This is a genomic window from Simplicispira sp. 125 (genome assembly GCF_003096555.1).
GTDB lineage: Bacteria > Pseudomonadota > Gammaproteobacteria > Burkholderiales > Burkholderiaceae_C > Simplicispira.
The window spans coordinates 3,581,808-3,603,439 of sequence record NZ_QEKM01000001.1 but is presented as its reverse complement, the minus strand read 5'-3'; the positions used below and the strand labels follow the sequence as shown (position 1 = coordinate 3,603,439).

At 66.7% G+C, this 21,632-nt stretch carries 19 protein-coding genes; 12 read left to right on the top strand and 7 right to left on the bottom strand.

Translation table 11 applies throughout. From position 1 onward, the window contains the following. Positions 1-34: 34 nt before the first annotated feature. Positions 35-730 carry a GNAT family N-acetyltransferase gene (locus C8D04_RS16885; protein WP_116005867.1) on the bottom strand — a complete coding sequence of 232 codons (696 nt, stop codon included), beginning with the start codon at positions 728-730 and terminating at the stop codon, positions 35-37. 125 nt (positions 731-855) lie between these two features. Then, positions 856-1,338 carry an Lrp/AsnC family transcriptional regulator gene (locus tag C8D04_RS16880; RefSeq protein WP_116005866.1) on the bottom strand — a complete coding sequence of 161 codons (483 nt, stop codon included), beginning with the start codon at positions 1,336-1,338 and terminating at the stop codon, positions 856-858. A gap of 160 nt (positions 1,339-1,498) precedes the next feature. Here C8D04_RS16880 and C8D04_RS16875 point away from each other — a divergent pair, with 160 nt between their 5' ends. From C8D04_RS16875 to C8D04_RS16845, 7 genes are all read left to right on the top strand, one after another. Beyond that, positions 1,499-2,440, top strand: coding sequence for a triacylglycerol lipase (locus C8D04_RS16875; RefSeq protein WP_116005865.1), 942 nt, complete (start codon positions 1,499-1,501; stop codon positions 2,438-2,440). Further along, on the top strand, positions 2,437-3,399 hold the full coding sequence (locus C8D04_RS16870) for a lipase secretion chaperone (RefSeq protein WP_233521214.1): 963 nt from the start codon (positions 2,437-2,439) through the stop codon (positions 3,397-3,399). Before C8D04_RS16875 ends, C8D04_RS16870 begins: the two co-directional genes overlap by 4 nt. Positions 3,400-3,577: 178 nt before the next feature. Continuing rightward, the gene (gene hppD / locus C8D04_RS16865) at positions 3,578-4,717 is read left to right on the top strand and encodes a 4-hydroxyphenylpyruvate dioxygenase (protein WP_116005864.1); all 1,140 of its coding nucleotides are present in this window, start codon (positions 3,578-3,580) and stop codon (positions 4,715-4,717) included. 146 nt (positions 4,718-4,863) lie between these two features. Next, positions 4,864-5,685, top strand: a complete 822-nt coding sequence (phhA, locus tag C8D04_RS16860; RefSeq protein WP_116006250.1) for a phenylalanine 4-monooxygenase — start codon at positions 4,864-4,866, stop codon at positions 5,683-5,685. 84 nt (positions 5,686-5,769) lie between these two features. Beyond that, positions 5,770-7,272 (top strand): FAD-linked oxidase C-terminal domain-containing protein, encoded by a 1,503-nt coding sequence (locus C8D04_RS16855; RefSeq protein WP_116005863.1) that lies wholly within the window; start codon positions 5,770-5,772, stop codon positions 7,270-7,272. A gap of 9 nt (positions 7,273-7,281) precedes the next feature. Further along, positions 7,282-7,644 (top strand): CidA/LrgA family protein, encoded by a 363-nt coding sequence (locus C8D04_RS16850; protein ID WP_116005862.1) that lies wholly within the window; start codon positions 7,282-7,284, stop codon positions 7,642-7,644. Continuing rightward, the gene (locus C8D04_RS16845) at positions 7,641-8,366 is read left to right on the top strand and encodes an LrgB family protein (RefSeq protein WP_116005861.1); all 726 of its coding nucleotides are present in this window, start codon (positions 7,641-7,643) and stop codon (positions 8,364-8,366) included. The genes C8D04_RS16850 and C8D04_RS16845 overlap by 4 nt, the downstream gene beginning before the upstream one ends. Here the strand turns inward: C8D04_RS16845 and C8D04_RS16840 are convergent, their stop codons facing one another. Then, entirely contained in the window at positions 8,367-9,254 is an 888-nt protein-coding gene (locus tag C8D04_RS16840) for a LysR substrate-binding domain-containing protein (RefSeq protein WP_116006249.1), read from the bottom strand. A gap of 166 nt (positions 9,255-9,420) precedes the next feature. On the opposite strand from C8D04_RS16840, the gene C8D04_RS16835 reads away from it, so the two are divergent. The 5 genes from C8D04_RS16835 (at position 9,421) to C8D04_RS16815 (ending at position 14,520) form a co-directional block, all read left to right on the top strand. Next, positions 9,421-10,953, top strand: coding sequence for an aldehyde dehydrogenase family protein (locus C8D04_RS16835; protein ID WP_116005860.1), 1,533 nt, complete (start codon positions 9,421-9,423; stop codon positions 10,951-10,953). A 4-nt stretch (positions 10,954-10,957) separates the two neighbouring features. Next, a complete protein-coding gene (locus tag C8D04_RS16830) occupies positions 10,958-12,154 on the top strand; it encodes an FAD-binding oxidoreductase (RefSeq protein WP_116005859.1) in 1,197 nt (398 codons plus the stop codon). Beyond that, a complete protein-coding gene (locus tag C8D04_RS16825; RefSeq protein ID WP_116005858.1) occupies positions 12,144-13,835 on the top strand; it encodes a thiamine pyrophosphate-binding protein in 1,692 nt (563 codons plus the stop codon). The genes C8D04_RS16830 and C8D04_RS16825 overlap by 11 nt, the downstream gene beginning before the upstream one ends. A gap of 69 nt (positions 13,836-13,904) precedes the next feature. Next, positions 13,905-14,186: a type II toxin-antitoxin system RelE/ParE family toxin gene (locus C8D04_RS16820; protein ID WP_116005857.1), complete on the top strand. Its 282-nt coding sequence runs from the start codon at positions 13,905-13,907 to the stop codon at positions 14,184-14,186. A gap of 22 nt (positions 14,187-14,208) precedes the next feature. Further along, the gene (locus C8D04_RS16815; RefSeq protein WP_116005856.1) at positions 14,209-14,520 is read left to right on the top strand and encodes a HigA family addiction module antitoxin; all 312 of its coding nucleotides are present in this window, start codon (positions 14,209-14,211) and stop codon (positions 14,518-14,520) included. Positions 14,521-14,549: 29 nt separating this feature from the next. Here C8D04_RS16815 and C8D04_RS16810 read toward each other — a convergent pair whose 3' ends face one another. The 4 genes from C8D04_RS16810 to C8D04_RS16795 all read right to left on the bottom strand — a co-directional run bounded on the left by C8D04_RS16810 (position 14,550) and on the right by C8D04_RS16795 (position 21,553). Continuing rightward, positions 14,550-15,077 carry a methylated-DNA--[protein]-cysteine S-methyltransferase gene (locus C8D04_RS16810; protein ID WP_116005855.1) on the bottom strand — a complete coding sequence of 176 codons (528 nt, stop codon included), beginning with the start codon at positions 15,075-15,077 and terminating at the stop codon, positions 14,550-14,552. A gap of 13 nt (positions 15,078-15,090) precedes the next feature. Beyond that, entirely contained in the window at positions 15,091-16,221 is a 1,131-nt protein-coding gene (locus tag C8D04_RS16805; RefSeq protein WP_116005854.1) for an aminotransferase class V-fold PLP-dependent enzyme, read from the bottom strand. A 149-nt stretch (positions 16,222-16,370) separates the two neighbouring features. Further along, positions 16,371-19,682 carry a carboxyl transferase domain-containing protein gene (locus tag C8D04_RS16800; protein WP_116005853.1) on the bottom strand — a complete coding sequence of 1,104 codons (3,312 nt, stop codon included), beginning with the start codon at positions 19,680-19,682 and terminating at the stop codon, positions 16,371-16,373. A gap of 245 nt (positions 19,683-19,927) precedes the next feature. Further along, positions 19,928-21,553, bottom strand: a complete 1,626-nt coding sequence (locus tag C8D04_RS16795) for an AMP-binding protein (RefSeq protein WP_116005852.1) — start codon at positions 21,551-21,553, stop codon at positions 19,928-19,930. Positions 21,554-21,632 lie beyond the last annotated feature (79 nt).

Here is a 21,632-nt window from a genome sequence, read left to right as displayed (position 1 = left end):
GCTGTGACAAGGCTCCACAGCCCCCGTCTGACGCTCACTCGGTTTCGTGCGCCCGTTGCATGCCCGCCAGAAAGTCCCAGAACTGCTTGGCCTGGCGCTTGATCTGGTAGTCCACCTCGGCGTACTGCTGTTCCACCATCTCGGTCATGCGTGTATCGAGGTTGGCGGGGGGCAGTTGCAGGAATGCTTCAGACTCGGTGCCATCGCGCTGCACCACCGCACCGGCGTTGCGTGCGATCTTGAGCATCGCGGCATTTTCAGACAACGCATGGATGAACACCATGCTCACGCCTTCATTGCGCGCATGCATCACGGCCCGCTCAAACAGGCGCGCACCATAGCCACGTCCGCGGGCTGACTTCAGCACGGAGACTCCGAATTCCGCGCAGTTCTGGTGCCCCGGCATCGTGGTGTAGGCCAGGTGTGCCATGGCGATGAGTTCCAAGCGCCGGTTGTAGATACCGAAGATGTCATCGCGATCGAAGTTGAGCTGGTCGGCATACCGGCGGATCTGATCGTCGCTCGCCGCATAGCCAAAGCGCAAATAGCGATCTGCCGGCTCCAACGCCAGCAAGTGCGCCGCAATGCGCTCTCGGTAGCTGGGACCCAAAGACCGGATGGGCACCATCAAAGGGGCCTTGGTGTCGCCAATTTTGCGTTCGCTCGCCGGGCGCAACAGGCTGGAACCTGCATCCAAGGAAGCTTTGAGCCAGTCTTTGATTTCAGTCATGGACTCAATATAAGGGTTTTCCCTGGGTATTCCAAGCCTTTTTTGCTGCACTGCAACAAATTAGAGTATCCAGACCAATTCTTCAATGAAATCAAGCATTTGTTACAACTTAGCCAATACAACCTTCACACCGGAACGGCCGTGGTGGCCTTCACTCGGTCGAGCACAAAGCTGGTTTTGCAGTCTTGCACGCTGGGGTGCTTTAGCAGTGTGTCCATGATGAAGCGGCTGTAGTGCGCCATGTCGGCCACCACTACGCGCAGCAGGTAATCCATCTCACCCGTCAGCGACGCGCACTCGACCACCTCGGGCCAAGTCTGAACACTCGCGCGAAACAAGTCCATGGGGTTGCGCTTGTGTGTCTCGGTGTGCTTTTCGAGGCGCACGTTGAGGTAGGCCGTCAGGCCCAGCCCCACGGCTTCGGGCTTGACCAGGGCGACATAGCGATCGATCACGCCGCTGTCTTCCAGCCGCTTGACGCGGCGCAGCACCGCACTGGGCGACAGGCCTACCTGCGCCCCGATCACGTCGTAGGTTTCGCGCCCGTTGTGCTGTAAACAGCGCAATATTGCCCGATCCAGCTTATCTAATGCGTCATTGACTCTCATGACGCACGATTTTACGCACACCCTGGATTTGCGCACACGAGACCACCCACCCGGGTATGTCCCGATGGCGACAGAAAACACAAAAAGGAAGAATTTCACTTGCAAAAACGCACGGTCGTTCGTTTATTGCGCATACAACAATCCTATCCAGGAGACATCCATGACCGGTTTCTTTCGCCGCCTGCTGCGCGGCCTGGCTTTTGCTGCCACAGCACTAGCCCTGCTCCCCCTGCAAAGCGCCCATGCGGCGGGCAGCTACACGCAAACGCGCTACCCCATCGTGCTGGTGCACGGGCTGTTCGGGTTTGACTCAGCGCTGGGCGTGGACTACTTCTACGGCATTCCTGGCGCCCTGCGCAGCGACGGTGCCAAGGTCTATGTGGCCCAGGTGTCGGCCGCCAACAGTACCGAGGTACGCGGCGAACAGCTGCTCGCCCAGGTGAAGAACATCCTGGCCCTCACGGGGGCCGCCAAGGTCAACCTGATGGGCCACTCGCATGGCGGCCCCACCGCCCGCTACGTGGCGGGCGTCGCACCGCAGCTGGTGGCCTCGGTCACCTCCATCGGCGGTGTCAACCGCGGCTCGCGCGTCGCCGACATCCTGCGCGGCGTGGCTCCGGCAGGCTCCGTCAGCGAAACCTTGGCCAATGGCGCAGCCTCGGCGCTGGTGTCTCTGATCAACATCACCTCGGGCGGCACGGGCCTGCCACAAATGCCAGTGGCTGCACTGGACTCGCTCACCACGGCGGGGTCTGCCAAGTTCAACCAGCGCTTTAGCGCAGGCGTGCCCACCAGCGGCTGCGGCAATGGCGCTGAACTGGTGAATGGCGTGCGCTACTACTCGTGGACCGGCACCCAGCCCGTCACCAATATTTTCGACCTGAGCGACGGCGCTCTGGGCGTGCTCGGCCTGGTGTTTGGCGAGGCCAATGACGGCCTGGTCTCGGCCTGCTCTTCGCGCCTGGGCAAGCACCTGGGTGATTATCGCCAGAACCACCTGGACGAAGTGAACCAGTTGCTCGGCCTGCGCGACTGGTTCTCCACCGACCCCGTCACCCTGTACCGCCAGCAGGCCAATCGCCTCAAAACCGCCGGTCTGTGAAAAAACGCATAGGCGCACGAACGCTGGCCGTCTGCGCCCTTGTGGGCGCGGGTGCTGTCGGGTGGCTGGCGCTGTCCAATGGCAGCCCACTCTCCACCAGCGCACCGGGCAGTAGCTCCAGCGCCCGTGCGCCATCGGCGCCCGGTGCGCAAGTCGCCTCAACTTCGTATGCCGCCGCCGGGCACGGCCGCACCTCTGGCTCCACGGCCGCCGACCCATTGCTGACACCTGGACTGCGCTACGCACTGGAAGCACTGCTGATGGCCGCCGGAGAAATGTCCGACCCACAGCGACTCAAGCAGCGCCTTGAAGCCCTGGTAGGCCAGCATTTCCCCCCAGAACTTGCCACCCGTGCCCTGGCCCTGGCACACCGCTATGTGGATTACCGCGTAGCCCTCGGTCAGTTGCGCCCCCCGTCCGACCAGACCGACCCGCAAGCACTGCGCACCGTAATGGCCGAGCGGCAAAGGGTGCGACTGCAGTATTTCGACGGTGACGAATTCGACGCCCTTTTTGCCCAGGATCTGGCCCTGGACGAATACATGCTGGCGCGGCTCGAAATCGAGCGCAACAGCGCACTGACCCCGGAACAAAAGCGCAGCGCCTTGCAAGAGGCCGAACAGGGACTGGACCCTGCCTTGCGCGCGCAGCGCGCCGAAGCTGTGGCCCACGAGGGCGTGGCGCAGCAGACCGCCGCCTTCAATGCCCAGGGCGTGGACGAACGCACACGCCATGCGCAGCGCAGCGCCGAGTACGGCCCCGAGGCTGCCCAGCGCCTGGCCCAGCTCGACCGCGAACAAGGGGACTGGAACGCCCGCCTGGACCAGTACCAGCAGGCCATGGCCAGCACACAGGACCCGACACGCCTCGCCCCCCTGCGATCCCGGCTTTTTTCTCCCGAAGAACAGTTGCGCGTCGAAGCGGCCCTGGCCGCACGGGCGCTACCCTCCCCACACTAGCGCTGGCAGCCCGCTGCGGCCTCCAGCCGCCGTTGCATGCAGTATTTCAAGCGCTCGGATCGTGATACAGCGCAAATTTCCTGCAAAAAATCACATCTACAGGCCAAACTACGCCTGAATGCTGAGGGCTGCATTGCCTACAGTTCATGACATAAATCAATCCACAAATGGAGACAGCATGAACGCAGCACTTTCGGGGCATGCCCTGGCGCCCACCGATGCCTGGGACAACCCCATGGGCACCGATGGCTTCGAATTCATCGAATACGCCGCGCCCGATCCCGCAGCCATGGGCCGCTCGTTTGAAGCCATGGGCTTCAAGCCCGTGGCGCGCCACCGCCACAAGAACGTGCTGCTGTACCGCCAGGGCACGATCAATTTCCTCATCAACGCCGAACCCGACAGCTTTGCGCAGCGCTTTGCACGCCAACACGGCCCCAGCGTGTGTGCGATTGCCTTCCGGGTGCATGACGCCAAGGCCGCCTACGAGCGCGCCGTGTCGCTGGGCGCCTGGGGCTACGCCGGCAAGGCAGGCCCGGGCGAGCTGAACATCCCGGCCATCAAGGGCATTGGCGACAGCCTGATCTACTTTGTGGACCGCTGGCGCGGCAAGGGCGGTGCACAGCCCGGCGACATCGGCAACATCGGCTTCTTCGACGTCGATTTCGAGGCCCTGCCCGGCGTGAGCGCGCAGGAAGCGCTGCACCCCTTTGGCCATGGGCTGACCTACATCGACCACCTCACGCACAACGTGCACCGGGGCCGCATGGGCGAGTGGGCTGACTTCTACGAGCGCCTGTTCAATTTCCGCGAGGTGAAGTACTTCGACATCGAAGGCCAGGTCACCGGCGTCAAGAGCAAGGCCATGACCAGCCCCTGCGGCAAGATTCGCATTCCCATCAACGAGGAAGGCAAGGAGAACCCCGGCCAGATCCAGGAATACCTGGACATGTACAACGGCGAGGGCATTCAGCACATTGCCATGGGTTCGGACGATCTCTACAAAACCGTGGACGCGCTGCGCACCAGCGGCGTGCGCCTGCTCGACACCATCGACACCTATTACGAACTGGTGGACAAGCGCATCCCCGGCCACGGCGAGCCGCTCGAAGAACTGCACAAACGCAAGATCCTGATCGACGGCAAAAAAGACGCGCTGCTGCTGCAAATTTTCAGCGAAAACCAGCTCGGCCCGATCTTCTTCGAGTTCATCCAGCGCAAGGGCGACGACGGCTTCGGCAACGGCAACTTCAAGGCGCTGTTCGAGAGCATCGAGCTCGACCAGATCCGCCGTGGTGTGCTCAAGGCGCCGAAATAAACCAGCCCCCCCCTGAGGTGCTGCGGGCAGGGGGACGCCGCCAGCGCGGCGGGGCGGCCCTTGCGCGGCGGCCGCTGGCTTGGGCCGCGCCAGTTTCATGCGCCGTGGTCGGTGCATGTCCCATGAAAACAGAAAAGGAGACTCCCATGGCCGTCGAACCCGCCGTCTATGGCGCCAGCGAACGCCCGCCGCGCGGCGACTATGCCCGCGCGGGCGCCGACTACACCTGCGCCCAGGACTACACCCGCTACACCCGCGCCGACCACGACACCTACCGGCGCCTGTACGAACGCCAGAGCGCGTTGCTGCCAGGCCTGGCGAGCGAAGCCTTTATCGCGGCCCTGCCCTCACTGGGCGCACGCGAACAGATTCCGCGTTTTGAAGACATCAACGAGCGCCTGCACCGTGCCACCGGCTGGGAAATTGTGGCCGTCCCGGGGCTGATCCCCGAAGTGCCCTTCTTCACGCTGCTGGCGAACCGCAAGTTCCCGGTGACCGACTGGATCCGCACGCCCCAGGAGTTCGACTACATCGTCGAGCCCGACATCTTCCACGACCTGTTCGGCCATGTGCCGCTGCTGTTCAACCCGGTGTTCGCCGACTATGTGCAGCGCTACGGCCAGGGCGGCCTCAAGGCCCACGGCCTGGGCGCCTGCGAGATGCTCTCGCGCCTGTACTGGTACACCATCGAATTCGGCCTGATCCGCGAGGCTGGCGGCCTGCGGGCCTACGGGGCCGGTATTCTGAGCTCCTCGGGCGAGCTGCCGTACGCCGTACAAAGCCCGGAACCGCAGCGCCTGCCACTGCAACTGGAGCGCACCATGCGCACGCGCTACAAGATCGACACCTACCAGCAGACCTACTTTGTCATCGACAGCTTCCAGCAACTGTTCGATATGACGGCTGCTGACTTTGCCCCGCTGTACGAGCGCCTGCGCGGTCAGCCGGAGTTTGCGGCGCAAGCCTAGCTCCACAACCATTGCAGCCGTTTTCACACCGCCCTGCAATAAACATCACTCCGCAGGGCAGCGACATGGCCTACAGTGGCATCCATGAACTCTGCCAGCCCCGCAATCACGGCAACACCCTCCGAGCGCGCCGCGCGCCAGACCGCGGTGGTGCAAGCCCTGCTGCAGCACCTACCCGCGCACGCACTGCTGTGGCATTCCGAAGACACCACGCCCTACGAGTGCGACGGCCTGACCGCCTACCGCCAGCGTCCGCTGGTCGTTTGCCTGCCCGAAACCACGGCGCAGGTACAGGCGGTGCTGCAGGCCTGCCACCGCCTGGGGGTGCCCGTGGTGGCGCGCGGCGCCGGCACCGGCCTGTCGGGAGGCGCCCTGCCCCACGCGATGGGCGTGACGCTTTCACTCGCCAAATTCAACCAGATCTTGTCGTTAGACCCCGTCAGCCGCACCGCCCGCGTGCAGTGCGGCGTGCGCAACCTGGCCATCAGCGAAGCAGCCGCGCCCTATGGCCTGTACTACGCGCCCGACCCCAGCAGCCAGATCGCCTGCACCATCGGCGGCAACGTGGCCGAGAACTCGGGCGGCGTGCACTGCCTGAAATACGGCCTGACGGTGCACAACGTGCTGCAGGTGCGCGGCTTCACTGCCGAGGGCGAGGCAGTCACCTTTGGCAGCGAGGCGCTCGACGCACCCGGCTACGACCTGCTGGCCGCCGTGATCGGCAGCGAGGGCATGCTGGCCGTCACCACCGAAGTGACCGTCAAGCTGGTTCCAAAGCCCCTGCTTGCGCGTTGCATCATGGCCAGCTTCGATGATGTGCGCAAAGCCGGTGACGCCGTGGCAGCAGTGATCGCCGCCGGCATCATCCCGGCGGGCCTGGAGATGATGGACAAGCCCATGACCGCCGCCGTGGAAGACTTTGTGCATGCGGGCTACGACCTCACGGCCGAGGCCATACTGTTGTGTGAGAGCGACGGCACACCCGAAGAGGTGGAGGAGGAAATCGGACGCATGAGCGCGGTGCTGCAGGCTGCAGGCGCCACCGCGCTGACCGTGAGCACCAGCGAAGCCGAGCGCCTGCGTTTTTGGAGCGGGCGCAAAAACGCCTTCCCCGCCAGCGGCCGCATCAGCCCCGACTACATGTGCATGGACTCTACCATTCCACGCCGACGCCTGGCCGACATCCTGCTGGCCATCCAGGACATGGAGAAGAAGTACGGCCTGCGCTGCGCCAACGTGTTCCATGCGGGTGATGGCAACCTGCACCCGCTGATCCTGTTCGATGCCAACGACGCCGACCAGCTGCACCGCTGTGAGCAGTTCGGCGCCGAGATCATGGAAACCAGTGTGGCCATGGGCGGCACCATCACGGGCGAGCACGGTGTGGGCGTGGAAAAGCTGGGCACCATGTGCGTGCAGTTCACCGCCGAGGAACTGGCACAGATGTCCAGCGTCAAGCACGCCTTCGATCCGCAGGGCTTGCTCAACCCGGGCAAGGTCATTCCCACGCTGAACCGCTGCGCCGAGTACGGCAAGATGCTGGTGCGCGGCGGGCAGATCAGCCACCCCGACCTGCCCCGCTTTTAAGCCCCGCGCATGCAAGTGCTCCAGGGGCTGGCCATCCTGCTCACGCTGCAGTCGGTGGGCGAGGCTCTGTCGCGGCTGCTGCACCTGCCCTACCCCGGCCCGGTGATTGGCATGGTGCTGCTGCTGGGCGCACTGCGCTGGCCTGCGGTGCAGCAGCGTGTGCAAACCGTGGCCCGCTTTTTACTGGCCCACCTGTCACTGCTGTTTGTACCCGTGGGCGTGGGCGTCATTTCCCAGCTCGGGCTGCTGGCTGAGCACGGGTGGCGGCTGCTGGTGGTGATCGTGGTGTCCACGTGGATCGGCCTGGCTGTTACGGCGCTGGTGCTACGACAGCTGATGCGCCAGGCTCCACCATCGGGAGACAGGGAATGACGGACTTCGTGCAACTGTGGGTGTACCTCTCGTCCACACCGCTGTTCGGGCTCAACGCCACGCTGGTGGTCTATGTGCTGGCATTGGCGTTTTACACGCGCATGGGGCAGGCGCCCTGGGCCAACCCAGTGCTGTGGTCCATGGTGGTGCTGGGCCTGGGTTTGCTGGCCACGGGCACGGCCTACCCCACCTACTTTGCCGGGGCACAGTTCATCCACTTCCTGCTCGGGCCCGCCGTGGTGGCGCTGGCCTGGCCGCTGTGGGAGCGGCGCGCCGAACTGCGCGTACGCTGGGGGCGCTTTACGCTGGCCTCGGTGGTCGGCGGCGCGGCCGCGGCAGGCAGCGCCGTGGGCCTGGCCTGGGCACTGGGACTGCCCCTGGAAATCGTGCTGTCGCTGGCGCCCAAGTCGGTCACGGCCCCCGTGGCCATGGGCATTGCCGACAAGATTGGCGGCAATGCATCCCTGGCCGCAGTTTTTGCCGTAGTGACGGGGCTGGTTGGCGCACTCAGCGGCAAAACCCTGTTTACCTTGCTGGGCATCGGTACCGACGCCACCGGCTGGATGGCCCGTGGCTTTGCCATGGGCACGGCCGCCCACGGCATTGGCGCCGCACGGGCGCTGCAGGTGCACCAGGATGCTGGCGCCTGGGCCGCGCTGGCGCTGGGGCTGCAGGTGGTGACAGCGTCGCTGCTGATCCCGCTGATCGCGGGTTGGTTCTGATCAAACCAGCGCCAACAGCCAGTCCCGGAACATTTGCAGCGCCTCGGGCCCCGGCCGGTGCTGCGGCTGCACGAACCAGTAGCCCTGTTCGCCCGCAAGCACCTGCGGGTGCGCCTGCACCAGGCGCCCACTGTCCAGCGCCTCCTGCGCCAGCAACTGCGGCACCAGGCCTACGCCCAGGCCTGCGGCGGCAGCGGCCATCACCATGGAAAACAACTCATAGCGTGGCCCGCGCGAGGCGTGCAAGGTGTAGTGCCAGCCACGCTCGGCATACCAGCCGCGCCAGGCATGGGCGCGCGAGGCCAGCGTGAGGTGCGGACAGTGCAGCCAGGCCTGCTCGTCGTGCAGGGCGTGCGCGGCGGCATACTGCGGGCTGCACACGGGCACGCACGGTCCCTCGGGCAACACCATGCCGCCCTGCGTGTCGGGCCAGAGCCGGTCGCCGTAGTAAATGGCGGCATCAAAACCGCTCTCGTCAAAAGCGAACACCTCGGAGCGCACCGAGAGGTTGAGCGTGATGCGCGGGTGCAGCGCCGCAAACTGCGGCAGGCACGGAATGAGCCACTGTGTGCAGAAGGTGGACACCACCGCCAGGTGCAGCACATAGCCTTCATCACGCCCCACCCGGATCTCCTGCGTGTCGCGCTCGATCTGCTCCAGATGCAGGCGTATGCGCGCCGCATAGCTGCGGCCTGTGTCCGTCAGGGCCAGGCGCTGGCGCGCCCGCACGAACAAGGTCACACCCAGCCGATCTTCCAGCGCGGCGACATGGCGGCTCACGGCGCTGGGCGTCAGGGCCAGCTCTTGGGCCGCACGCGAGAAGCTTTGCAGCCGTGCCGAGGCCTCGAAAGCCTGGAGGACGCCCAGGCTGGGGATGTCTTTCCGCATGGCAAATGCACTCCACAGTTGTTCGTAAAACTCAACATCCATGGAGGATATAGCAGCTATTGGGTGCACTAAACGCATTTAACATGGTGCGCACACGCTGCCCACGGCCCCGGCACAGACCGGGAACCGCCCAAGGGACTCCATCGATTTGCTCCAGAACGCTTTCATGAACACCTCTTCGATTCCTCTTTTCGACTCCGTCCTGCAGCAACTGGGCCTGGACCTCACCCCTTGGCGCGGCCAGGGCCTGAGCGTGCGCGCACCGCGCGACGGCGCCGTGTACGCCCAGCTCGCCAGCCACACCAGCGCACAGGCCCAGGCGCTCATCGAGGGCGCACACGCCGCCTTCCTGCAGTGGCGCGCCACGCCCGCCCCGGTGCGCGGCGAACTGGTGCGGCGCCTCGGCCAGAAGCTGCGCCAGCACAAGGAGGCGCTGGGCCTGCTGGTGTCGCTGGAGGCGGGCAAGGTGCGCTCCGAAGGGCTGGGCGAGGTGCAGGAGATGATCGACATCTGCGACTTCGCCGTGGGCTTGTCGCGCCAGCTGCACGGCCTGACCATCGCCAGCGAGCGCCCGGGCCACCGCATGATGGAAACCTGGCACCCGATGGGCGTGGTCGGCGTGATCTCGGCCTTCAACTTCCCCGTGGCCGTGTGGGCCTGGAACGCCGCGCTGGCCTTGGTGTGCGGCAACGCCGTGGCGTGGAAGCCATCCGAAAAAACCCCGCTGTGCGCCATTGCCTGCCACCACCTGTTGCAGCAGACGCTGAACGAATTTGCCGCCGAGCAGGGCATGGCCGCCCCCGCAGGCCTGTCCACGCTGCTGCTGGGCGGGCGCGAGATGGGCGAGCTGCTGGCGCGCTCACCGCGCGTGCCGGTGGTCAGCGCCACGGGCAGCACACGCATGGGCCGCGCCGTGGCGGTGGACGTGGCGCAGCGCTTTGGCCGCAGCATCCTGGAGCTGGGCGGCAACAACGCCATGGTGGTGATGCCCAGCGCCGACCTGGAACTGGCCGCACGCGCCATCACCTTCGCCGCCGTGGGCACGGCGGGCCAGCGCTGCACCACGCTGCGCCGCCTCATCGTGCACCGCGACGTGGCCGCACCGCTGCTGGCGCGGCTGGAAAAAATCTACGCCAGCGTGCGCGTGGGCGACCCTTTGGCCGACGGTGTGCTCGTCGGCCCGCTGGTGGACCGCGCATCGTTCGAGCAGATGCAGAGCGCCCTGGCACAGGCGCGTGAACAAGGCGGCACCGTGCAGGGCGGCGAGCGCGAATGCCAGACCCTGGGCGAGGACGCCTGGTACGCCCGCCCGGCCCTGGTGCGCATGCCCGCGCAAAGTGGCGTGGTGCAGCACGAGACCTTCGCGCCCATCCTCTACGTGCTCACCTGCGCCAGCCTGGACGAGGCCATCGCCTTGCAGAACGGTGTGCCCCAGGGCCTTTCGTCCTCCATCTTCACCACCGACCTGCGCGAGGCCGAGCGCTTCCTCTCCAGCACGGGCAGCGACTGCGGCATTGCCAACGTGAACATCGGCACCTCGGGCGCCGAGATCGGCGGTGCCTTTGGCGGCGAGAAGGAAACCGGCGGCGGTCGCGAATCGGGCTCCGACGCCTGGAAGGGCTACATGCGCCGCGCGACCAACACCATCAACTACAGCGACGCGCTGCCCCTCGCGCAAGGCGTGCGCTTCGACGTCTGATCCCATGATCGCCAACCCCCAGGGCGCGCCGATCGCCATCATCGGCGGCGGCGCCATTGGCAGCGCCATTGCCTATTACCTGACGCAGATGGCGCCAGAGCAGCCCGTCGTGGTGGTCGAGCGCGACCCGAGCTATGCCCAGGCTTCGTCGGCGTTGTCGGCCAGTTCCATACGGCAGCAGTTCTCCAGCCCGATCAACATCGCCATCTCGCAGTTCGGCATCGAATTCCTGCGCGACATCGGCGCGCGCCTGCAAGTGCATGGCGAGCAGCCCGACATCGGCATGGTCGAAGCGGGCTACCTGTACCTGGCCAGCCCGGTCGGCGAGGCCGTGCTGCGCGACAACCATGCGGTGCAGCGTGGCATGGGCGCCGATGTGGCCCTGCTCGCACCCGACGCGCTGCGCGCGCGCTTTCCCTGGCTCTCCACGGACGGCGTCTCGCTCGGCTCGCTGGGCCTGTCCAGCGAAGGCTGGTTCGACGGCTACAGCCTGCTGCAGGCCCTGCGCCGCAAGGCCCAGGCCCAGGGCGTGCGCTATGTGCAGGCCGAGGCCGTGGGCGTGGACACGCAGGCCAGCGGCGGCGTACAGCACATCAGCGCGCTGCGCCTGGCGGATGGCCAGCGACTGGAATGCAGCGCCGTGGTCAACGCCGCCGGCGCCTGGGCGCGCCCGGTGGCGCAGTGGCTGGGCATTGACCTGCCGGTGTTTGCCAAGCGGCGCACGGTGTTCCATTTCAGCTGCCCCGAGGCGCTACCGCACTGCCCACTGCTCATCGACCCCTCGGGCATCTGGCTGCGGCCCGAGGGTGCGGGCTTCATCGCCGGCTATGCCCCCGCCGAGGACGCGGACCCCGACGATGCGCCGCTGGACCCCGACCACGCCGCGTTCGAGAACCATGTGTGGCCCCAGCTCGCCGCACGCATCCCGGCCTTCGAGGCGCTGCGCCTGCACAGCAGTTGGGCGGGCTACTACGAGATGAATGCGTTCGACCACAACGCCATCCTGGGCCTGCACCCGGCCTGCGACAACCTGTACTTCGCCAACGGCTTCTCGGGCCACGGCCTGCAGCAGTGCCCGGCCGTCGGGCGCGGCCTGGCCGAACTCATCCTCACCGGCCGCTGGCAAACGCTGGACCTGGAGCCCTTGGCCTTCCAGCGCCTTCTCGACAACCGCCCCCTGCTCGAACGCAATGTCATCTGAACCCACCCCCACCCTGCTGCGCACTGGCGGCCAGATCCTGGTCGATCAGCTTGTGCTGCACGGCGTGCAGCACATCTTCTGCGTGCCCGGCGAAAGCTACCTCGCCGTGCTCGACGCATTGCACGACGCGCCCATCGAACTGACAGTGTGCCGCCAGGAAGGCGGCGCGGCCATGATGGCCGAGGCGCACGGCAAGCTCACCGGGCGGCCCGGCGTGTGCTTCGTCACGCGCGGCCCCGGCGCCACCAACGCGGCGGCCGGCGTGCACATCGCCATGCAGGACTCCACGCCGCTGGTGCTGTTCGTCGGCCAGATCGAGCGCGGCGCGCGCGGGCGCGAGGCCTTCCAGGAGGTGGACTACCGCGCCGCCTTCGGCACGCTGGCCAAGTGGGCCACCGAGGTGGACGATGCGCGCCGCCTGCCCGAGATCGTGGCGCGCGCCTTCAGCGTGGCCTGCAGCGGGCGCCCCGGCCCGGTGGTGGTGGCCTTGCCCGAGGACATGTTGACCGAGCACGCCGAGGCGCCTGCCGCACGCACGCTCCAGCCCATCGAAAGCGCTCCCAGCCCGGCGCAAATGGCGCAACTGCTCGAACGTCTCGGTCAGGCACGCAACCCGGTGGCCATCGTCGGCGGCAGCCGCTGGAACGCCGAGGCCGTGGCGCGCTTGCAGGACTTCGCCGCCGCCCACGCCCTGCCCGTGGCCTGCTCGTTCCGGCGCCAGATGCTGTTCGACCACCAGCACCCCTGCTACGCGGGCGACCTGGGCCTGGGCGTGAACCCGGCGCTGCTGGCGCGCATCCGCGCGGCCGACCTGCTGCTGCTCGTCGGCGGGCGCCTGTCGGAAGTGCCCTCGCAGAGCTACACCCTGCTCGACATCCCCACACCGCAGATCCCGCTGGTGCATGTGCACCCCGACCCCGATGAGCTGGGCCGCGTGTACCAGGCACAGCTGCCCATCAACGCCACGCCCACGGCCTTCTGCGCCGCCTTGCCCAGCACGGCGGCGCAAGCGCCCAGTGCCGCGCGCCAGCAGGCCGTGCAAGAAGCCCATGCCGCCTACCAGGCGTGGAGCGACCCGGCGCCGATCCGCATCCCGGGCGAGCTGCAAATGGGCGCAGTGATGCAGCACTTGCGCGAAGTGCTGCCGCCCGACGCCATCTTCTGCAACGGCGCGGGCAACTTCGCCACCTGGGTGCACCGCTTCTGGCCGTTCCGCCAGTTCGGCACGCAGCTCGCGCCCACCAGCGGCAGCATGGGCTACGGCCTGCCGGCCGGCGTGGGCGCGCAGCGCCTGTGGCCCGAGCGCACGGTGGTGGTGTTCGCGGGCGACGGCGACTTCCTCATGCACGGCCAGGAATTCGCCACCGCCGTGCAGTACCGGCTGCCCCTCATCGTGGTGCTGCTGGACAACGGCATGTACGGCACGATCCGCATGCACCAGGAGCGCGAGTACCCGCGCCGTGTGAGCGGAACACAGCTACGAAACCCCGACTTCGCCGCCTATGCCAAAGCCTTTGGCGGCCACGGCGCACGCGTGGAACGCACCGAGGAGTTCGCCCCGACGTTGCAACGCCTACGGGAACAAGCCCAGACCACACGCCTGCCCGTGCTGCTGCACTGCCTGATCGACCCCGAGGCCATCACGCCCAGCCGGTCGTTGAGTCAGATACGGGGCGGGTGAGTCTTCGGTGGCCAGCAGCGCGCAGTCGTTATTTACCGATTGCCGGTAAACGGTATAAAATCTGACCGCATGGCGATCTTGTCCTTCAACTGCGCAGAAACGCAGCGACTGTTCTGCAGCGGTACAACCCGCCGCTTTACCAACATCCAAGCTGTGGCAGAACGGAAACTGGCCCAACTGGATGCGGCGCAGACACTGGACTTTTTGCGCAGCCCGCCAGGCAATCGCCTGGAAACGCTGACAGGAAACCGGAAAGGCCAGCACAGCATCCGCATCAACGACCAGTGGCGGCTGTGTTTCGTCTGGACGGACAAAGGTGCTGCCAACGCGGAGATTGTGGATTACCACTGACCGCCATCAGAAGGAGAAACACATGTTCAAGAACGGTATGCGTCCCGTACACCCTGGCGAGGTATTGCGTGAGGATTACCTCAAGTCCATGGAAATGAGCGCCAACGCATTGGCCAAACAACTGCACGTTCCAGCATCGCGCATTAACGACATCGTGCTGGAACGGCGCGGCATCACCGCAGATACGGCCTTGCGTTTAAGCCGCTTTTTTGGTGGTGACGCGCAATCGTGGTTGAACCTGCAAACGGCCTATGACCTGCGCACGGCCGAGCTGGACGAAACACTGCAGATTGCAGTGATGGCAGTGAATCCCCTCGAATTGCACCCGGCCTGAACTGCAGACCCTGCGCATCTCACAAGCTTCTACGCTTCAGCAAACAAGCCACGCCCCGGTGGCGACTCCAGCGCCAGCAGCGCCCGCTTGCGCGGCAGGCCGCCGCCAAAGCCGGTGAGGCTGCCATCGCTGCCGATCACGCGGTGGCAGGGCACGATGATGGAGACCTTGTTCTGCCCGTTGGCCGCCGCCACGGCGCGCGTGGCGTTGGGGCGGGCGATGGCGCGGGCTTGGCTTGCGTAGCTGCGCGTCTGCCCGTAGGGGATGGCCAGCAGGGCCTGCCAGGCACTGAGTTGGAAGGGGGTGCCCACCAGGTCCAGCGGCACGCCAAAGCGCTGGCGTTGCCCGGCGAAATATTCGGCCAGTTCGTGGGCCGTCTGCGTCAGCACCGCGCTGTCGCCCGGCTGCGCCGGGCCGCCACGCGCGGCCTCGACCTGGGCCAGCTCGCGCTCCACGCCGCCCTGGCCCACGAATTCAAGGAGGCACAGGCCCTGGGGCGAGGCCACGGCCAGCATCTCGCCCAAGGGGGTGGAGAGCTGGCGCGAGAGCAAGGCCATGGGCCGGAGGTGGTCAGGCGATTTGATCCAGTGCCGAGCGCAGGTGGCCCACCGTGCGCTCCACGTTGTGCCACTTCTCCAGGCCGAACAGGCCAATGCGGAAGCTCTTGAAGTCCGGCCCCTCGTCGCACTGCAGCGGCACGCCCGAGGCCGTTTGCAGGCCCACGGCAGCGAACTTGCTGGCGTTCTGGATGCCGGGGTCCGTGGTGTAGCTGACCACCACGCCGGGCGCCTTCCAGCCTTCGGCAGCCACGCTGGGGAAGCCGCGCGATTCGAGCAGCGCGCGCACCTGGGCACCCAGTTCGATCTGCTCCTGGCGCACCTTGTCAAAACCATATTCCCGCGTCTCCAGCATCACATCGCGCAGGCGTACCAGCGCGTCGGTAGGCATGGTGGTGTGGTAGGCGTGCTGGCCTTTTTCGTAGCCTTCGGCGATTTGCATCCACTTCTTCAGATCGCACGAGAAGCTGCTGCTCGTCGTGCCTTCTAGGCCCAAGCGCGCGCGCTCACTCAGCATCACCATGGCGCAGCAGGGCGAACTGCTCCAGCCCTTTTGCGGCGCGGAAATCAGCACATCGACGCCCGTGGCCTGCATGTCCACCCACATCGCCCCCGAGGCCACGCAGTCGAGCACGAACAGCGCGCCCACCTCGTGTGCGGCAGCGCTGATGGCGCGCAGGTAGTCGTCGCTCAGGATGATGCCGCTGGCGGTCTCGACATGGGGGGCGAACACCACCTTGGGTTGCTCGGCGCGGATGGCGGCCACCACTTCGTCTGCCGGGCACGGGGCCCAGGGCGCCTGCGGGCCATCGCCCTGCTTGCGGGCTTTGCACACGATGGCGCCGCCGCCCAGGCCTTTGTCGGCATCAAAAATCTGGCTCCAGCGGTAGCTGAACCAGCCGTTGCGCACGATCAGCACTTTTTGCTGGTTGGCAAACTGGCGCGCCACGGCCTCCATGCCAAAGGTGCCGCTGCCGGGCACCAGTACGGCGGTGTGGGCGTGGTAGACCTCTTTGAGCGTGCCCAGGATGTCCTGCATGACGCCGGTAAAGCGTTTGGACATGTGGTTGAGCGCGCGGTCGGTGTAGACCACCGAAAATTCGAGCAAACCGTCGGGATCGATATCGGGCAAAAGACCGGGCATGGGGGAACTCCGTGATGGGTGCGATAAGGCCTGCGCCGGGCAGGCTCGCCCGGTGCGGCTGACAAGCGTTTCAGCTTAGCACGGCCACCGCGTGAACAGGGCACGCCCCTGCCCGCACCACGGCCTTGCCACGGGCCGGGCGCAAGGATCTACCAGGTGTCGATAAAGCGCGCTCCGAGTGCACCCACGCGCGCCGAGGCCAACCCCCGCGCCAGCCAGGTGCGCGTGTCCAACGGGTCGATCACGGCGTCGATCTCCAGCGTGGCGGCCATGTGCATGGCTTCGCCGTTGGCATACGACTTGGCGACCAGCTTTTGGTACAGCGCTTCGCGCTCGGGGCCTTCGGGGAGGGCTTCGAGTTCTTTCTTGAAACCCAGGCGCACCGCGCCCTCCAGCCCCATGGCGCCAAACTCCCCCGTGGGCCAGGCCACGGTGAACACGGGCGCATGCAGGCCACCGGCCGCCATGCCCATGGCGCCCAGGCCGTAGCCTTTGCGCAGCACCACGCTGAAAAACGGCACGCGCAGGTGCGCGGCGGTGACGAACAGGCGGCTCACATGGCGCACCTGCGCCGTCTGCTCGACCTCGGGGCCGACCATGAAGCCGGGCGTGTCGATCAGGCTGACGATGGGCAGGCCATGCGCGTTGCACAGTTGCATGAAGCGCGCGGCTTTGTCGGCCGCATCGGCGTCGATGGCGCCGCCCAGGTGCAGCGGGTTGTTGGCCAGCAAGCCCACGGGGCGCCCCTCGATGCGCGCCAGCGCGGTATGGATGCCGGCGCCAAAGCCGGTGCGCAGCGCCAGCAGGCTGCCTTCGTCCACCAGGCCGCTCATGGCGGTGCGGGTGTCGTACACACGCAGGCGGTTTTCGGGCACCACGCTGCGCAGGGCGCGCTGGTCGGGCGCGCTCCAGTCGGCCCGGCGCCCCTGGAAGAACGACAGATAGTGGCGTGCGGCGGCCACGGCTTGCACCTCGTCCTCGACCAGCACGTCGATCACGCCGTTGGCGTGCTGCACGCTGCTCGGGCCAATCTGCTCGGGCTTGAAGACGCCCAGGCCGCCGCCCTCGATCATGGCCGGGCCGCCCATGCCGATGTTGCTTTGGCGCGTGGCGATGATGACGTCGCTGCAGCCCAGCAGGGCAGCGTTGCCGGCAAAGCAGCGCCCGGCCGTGATGCCCACCACGGGCACCTGGCCCGACAGCGCGGCGTAGCTGGCAAAAGTATGGACATGCAGGCCCGCCACCACGGGGATGTCGGTATCGCCCGGGCGGCCGCCGCCGCCTTCGGCAAACAGCACCACGGGCAATTGCTGGTCGAGCGCCACGCCCAGCATGCGGTCGGTCTTGGCATGGTTGCGCGCGCCCTGCGTGCCCGCGAGCACGGTGGCGTCGTAGGCCATGACGACCGTGCGCGCCCGCTCCTCACCGCATTGCGCGCCGTTGACGGCGCCAATGCCCGTCACCATGCCGTCGGCCGGGGTGTTGGCGATGAGGTCGTCCATGCTGCGGCGGCGGGCCTGCGCGGCCACGGCCAGCGCACCGTATTCGATGAAGCTGCCTGCATCGCACAGGTCGGCAATGTTCTCGCGCGCCGTGCGCTGGCCTTGCGCGTGGCGCTTGGCCACTGCAGCGGGGCGATGGACGTCGAGGGTGAAGGCGTGGCGGTCGATGACACGCTGCAGGTCGGCGCGAATGTGGTCCGGGTCGCTCTCGTGCGCCTGGGCCTGCGCCACTGCGGCGGCGTCCTGCACGGGTGCAAGCACCAGCAGCGGCTGGGCCTGCACCAGATACGCCCCGGGCGCTGCGGCCATCGACTGCACACGCCCGGCATGGGGCGCCAGCAGCACATGCTCCATCTTCATGGATTCGAGCACCGCCAGGTCGGCACCGGCCGCCACCACATCGCCCACGGCCACGGCCCACTGCACCAGGCGTGCGGGCATGGGGGCGCAAACGCTGTTCGGGTCGGCTGCGGCCAAGGGGGTGGCGGTTGCAGAGTTTGAATGATTTTGGCCTCCAGCGCTTACAAGATAAGCGCTATCAGCTATCTTTTTAGTAGCATACAGCAACGCTGGCAGCACCTGCTCCACCCAGCGCGTGTGCACCTGCTGGCTGGCCATCTCAGGCCGCTCGGCCACGGCGCGTAGCAGCGAAAGGTTGGTAGCGACGCCTTCAATGCGGCACTCGGCCAGGGCACGTTGCGAGCGGCGCAGCACATCGGCAAAGTGGCTGCTGCGCGAGGACACGATGAGCTTGGCCAGCAGCGTGTCGTAGTGGGGCGAAGGCGTGGCGCCGGCCACACCGTGGGTGTCCACACGTACGCCCGGCCCGGCAGGCAGGTCAAAGCGCGTCAGCGCGCCGCTGCCCGCCACCGCGCCGCCCTGCGCATCCAGCGTTTCGGCGTTGATGCGCCATTGCATGGCATAGCCCCGTACCGGCGGCGGCGCGGCCGGGTCCAGGCCCAGGTCGTGCAGGCTTTGGCCTGCCGCCAGCTGGATCTGCGCCTGCACCAGGTCCACACCCGTGACCTCTTCGGTGATGGTGTGTTCGACCTGCAGGCGCGGATTGGCTTCGATGAAAACGTAGGGCAATGATTCGCAAGCCAGATCCACCAGGAATTCAAAGGTGCCCAATCCCTCATAGGCCACGGTGCGCGCCATCGTCAGGGCGTCTGCCGTGATGCGCTGGCGAAGCTCCTGCGTGAGGGAGGGGCTGGGCGCAATCTCCACCAGTTTCTGGAAGCGCCGCTGCAGCGTGCATTCGCGCTCGCCCAGGGCAATCGCCTGCGCTCCATCGCCCAGCACCTGCACCTCGATGTGGCGCGCGTTCTCCATCAGGCGCTCCACGTAAACGCCCGCCACGCCGAAGGCGGCCTGCGCCTCGCGGCGGCAGGTGTCCCACGCGGCAGGCAGTTCGGCCTCAGACTGCACGGCGCGCATACCGCGCCCACCGCCACCGCCAATGGCCTTGATGACGATGCCCACCTTCCGTCCATCCACCTGCTGGGACTGCCAGAAAGACTGGGCCTCTTCGAGCGTGACCTCGTGCTGCGTGCCCGGCATCAGCGGCACGCTGCAACGCTGCGCCAACGCGCGCGCCTGGGCCTTGTCGCCAAACAGCGCCAACTGCGCGGGCGTGGGACCAATGAAGCGCAGGCCCGCCGCCTGGCAAGCCTGGGCAAAGTCGGCGCGCTCGCTCAAGAAACCGTAGCCGGGGTGCACGGCATCACAGCCTGTGGCCTGCGCAATGGCCAGCAGCCGCGCAGCGTCCAGGTAGGCCGCAGGCCCGGTGGCTCCCAGCGCCACGGCCTCGATGGCGGCATGCACATGGGGCGCCTGGGCGTCGTCGTCGGCATACACCGCAACGCTGGCAACTCCCAGGTCGTGCAGCGCACGCGCAATGCGCAGGGCCACCTCTCCCCGGTTGGCGATCAAGACTTTGGAAAAATACGGCGAGTTCATGGTTTTGCTTCTTTTTTGATAGCTGCCAGCGTTTGCTGCATAAGCGCTGCAGGCCTATTTCGGTGACATCTCAATGATCTAGGCGCTGCGTGTGAAACAGGCGCTGCCCAGGCCAGGGCAGCCGCGCAAGGGCCGCCAAGCTGCCTAGGCGGCGCTTCGCTTGCGTGCGCTGGTGGCGCCCCCCCTGCCCGCAGCGCGCAGCGCTGCGAGAGCGGGGGGAAGGCGCGCAGCGCCACAGGGGGGTGTCACTCGTCCTTGAGCATGCGGCGCAGCACCTTGCCTGCGCCGGTTGACGGCAAGGCGTCGATGAAACGCAGCTCGCGCGGCGCCTTGTAGGTGGCCATGTTCTCGCGCGCCCATTGCAGCAAGGCTGCGGCGTCCACGTCCTGGCCCGGTTTCTTCACAATGAAGGCACGCACGATCTCTCCCTTTTCGGCATCGGGCACGCCGATCACCGCCGCCTGGGCCACGGCGGGGTGCTTGCACAAGATGGCCTCCACTTCTTCGGGGAACACGCTGTAGCCCGAGACCTTGATCATTTCCTTGAAGCGGCCCGTGAAGGTGAGGTAGCCGTCAGCGTCGATCCGGCCCATGTCGCCGGTATGCACCCAGCCATTGCGCAGCGTCTGCGCGGTGGCCTCGGGCTTGTTCCAGTAGCCCTTGAAGTTGCCGGGGCCGCGCACGATGATTTCGCCCATTTCACCCGCCGGCAGCGTGGCGCCCGTTTCGGGGTCGATGATGCGGATTTCGTTGCCCGGCACGGCCTTGCCCTGGGTGCCCCAGCGAATCGCGTCATGCGGCATGCTGGTGTCCACGGTGTGGGTTTCCGACAGGCCATACGAGGCCTCAAAACTGGCGCAGTTCGGAGCAAACTGTTTCCACTGCTGCGCCAGCGCCTCGGTCAGCGTGATGCCGAAGCTGGTGACCGGGTTCATGCGCAGCGCTGTCAGGTCGCGCTCGCGCAGGCCGGGCACCTGCATCAGGGCGGCGTTCATGGGGGCGATGCTGTACCACCAGCCCACGCGGTGGCGCTCCAGCGCCTGCGCCACGCCCAGGGGGTCAAAGCGGTACATCAGCACCGAGGTGGCGCCCGTGAATACCGGCACGTTCACGCCCATGACCATGCCGGCAATGTGGTACAGCGGCGCGACAGACAGCAGCACATCGTCGCCGCGCACACCGTTGCATTGCGCGGCCGCCGCCGTCTTGAACAATGCATTGCCATAGGTCAGCATGGCGCCCTTGGGCAAGCCCGTGGTGCCCGAGGTGTAGGTCATCAGTGCCACATCGTCCATGGCGATCTGCACCGGAGCGGGCGAGCCGCCCGCGCGCACGGTGGCCAGAAAGTCTTCGCACCCGGCGGGCACGGTTGCGGCCGCGGCACGCATGGCCAGCAACTCCGCCGGCACATCAATGGCGGGGGCATCGGGCAGCAGTTCGGCGTAGCGCACGACAAACACATGCTGCAATGCCGTTTGGGCGCGCACCTTGTCCACCACGGGCAAGAGGGATTCGGCCGCCACGATGACGCGCGCCTGCAGGTCGCCCAGCTGGTATTGCAGTTCGTGCTCTTTGTTCAACGGGCCGCAGGGGCAGACGATGGCACCGATCTTCTGGATGCCGAAGTGCGCCATGAGGTACTGCGGACAGTTGTTCAGGAACAGCGCTACCGGGTCGCCCTTTTTCACCCCCAGGGCCTGCAGGCGCGCGGCAAAGGCATCGCTGGCGCGGTCCAGCTCGGCCCAGGTGATGGTGTGCCCGTACCAGATGCAGGCCACGCCTTCAGGGGTGGCGCGCGCATGGCCGCGCAGGTATTCATGCAGGGGCTGTGCAAGGGGCGCGCCTGCGGCGCCAGGGATGGGATCGGTCATGAATGTGTCTCCTGTGTGTCTTATTCCGCCGTGACTCAGGGTTTGCGATAGGCGCATGGCCCTGCCAGCGTCTTGCCAA

What these genes read in the sequence shown, in the direction of transcription:
- C8D04_RS16885 (WP_116005867.1), bottom strand. Translation starts at nt 730, where the DNA reads ATGACTGAAATCAAAGACTGGCTCAAAGCTTCCTTGGATGCAGGTTCC.
- C8D04_RS16880 (WP_116005866.1), bottom strand. Translation starts at nt 1,338, where the DNA reads ATGAGAGTCAATGACGCATTAGATAAGCTGGATCGGGCAATATTGCGC.
- C8D04_RS16875 (WP_116005865.1), top strand. Translation starts at nt 1,499, where the DNA reads ATGACCGGTTTCTTTCGCCGCCTGCTGCGCGGCCTGGCTTTTGCTGCC.
- hppD (WP_116005864.1), top strand. Translation starts at nt 3,578, where the DNA reads ATGAACGCAGCACTTTCGGGGCATGCCCTGGCGCCCACCGATGCCTGG.
- phhA (WP_116006250.1), top strand. Translation starts at nt 4,864, where the DNA reads ATGGCCGTCGAACCCGCCGTCTATGGCGCCAGCGAACGCCCGCCGCGC.
- C8D04_RS16855 (WP_116005863.1), top strand. Translation starts at nt 5,770, where the DNA reads ATGAACTCTGCCAGCCCCGCAATCACGGCAACACCCTCCGAGCGCGCC.
- C8D04_RS16850 (WP_116005862.1), top strand. Translation starts at nt 7,282, where the DNA reads ATGCAAGTGCTCCAGGGGCTGGCCATCCTGCTCACGCTGCAGTCGGTG.
- C8D04_RS16845 (WP_116005861.1), top strand. Translation starts at nt 7,641, where the DNA reads ATGACGGACTTCGTGCAACTGTGGGTGTACCTCTCGTCCACACCGCTG.
- C8D04_RS16840 (WP_116006249.1), bottom strand. Translation starts at nt 9,254, where the DNA reads ATGCGGAAAGACATCCCCAGCCTGGGCGTCCTCCAGGCTTTCGAGGCC.
- C8D04_RS16835 (WP_116005860.1), top strand. Translation starts at nt 9,421, where the DNA reads ATGAACACCTCTTCGATTCCTCTTTTCGACTCCGTCCTGCAGCAACTG.
- C8D04_RS16830 (WP_116005859.1), top strand. Translation starts at nt 10,958, where the DNA reads ATGATCGCCAACCCCCAGGGCGCGCCGATCGCCATCATCGGCGGCGGC.
- C8D04_RS16825 (WP_116005858.1), top strand. Translation starts at nt 12,144, where the DNA reads ATGTCATCTGAACCCACCCCCACCCTGCTGCGCACTGGCGGCCAGATC.
- C8D04_RS16820 (WP_116005857.1), top strand. Translation starts at nt 13,905, where the DNA reads ATGGCGATCTTGTCCTTCAACTGCGCAGAAACGCAGCGACTGTTCTGC.
- C8D04_RS16815 (WP_116005856.1), top strand. Translation starts at nt 14,209, where the DNA reads ATGTTCAAGAACGGTATGCGTCCCGTACACCCTGGCGAGGTATTGCGT.
- C8D04_RS16810 (WP_116005855.1), bottom strand. Translation starts at nt 15,077, where the DNA reads ATGGCCTTGCTCTCGCGCCAGCTCTCCACCCCCTTGGGCGAGATGCTG.
- C8D04_RS16805 (WP_116005854.1), bottom strand. Translation starts at nt 16,221, where the DNA reads ATGCCCGGTCTTTTGCCCGATATCGATCCCGACGGTTTGCTCGAATTT.
- C8D04_RS16800 (WP_116005853.1), bottom strand. Translation starts at nt 19,682, where the DNA reads ATGAACTCGCCGTATTTTTCCAAAGTCTTGATCGCCAACCGGGGAGAG.
- C8D04_RS16795 (WP_116005852.1), bottom strand. Translation starts at nt 21,553, where the DNA reads ATGACCGATCCCATCCCTGGCGCCGCAGGCGCGCCCCTTGCACAGCCC.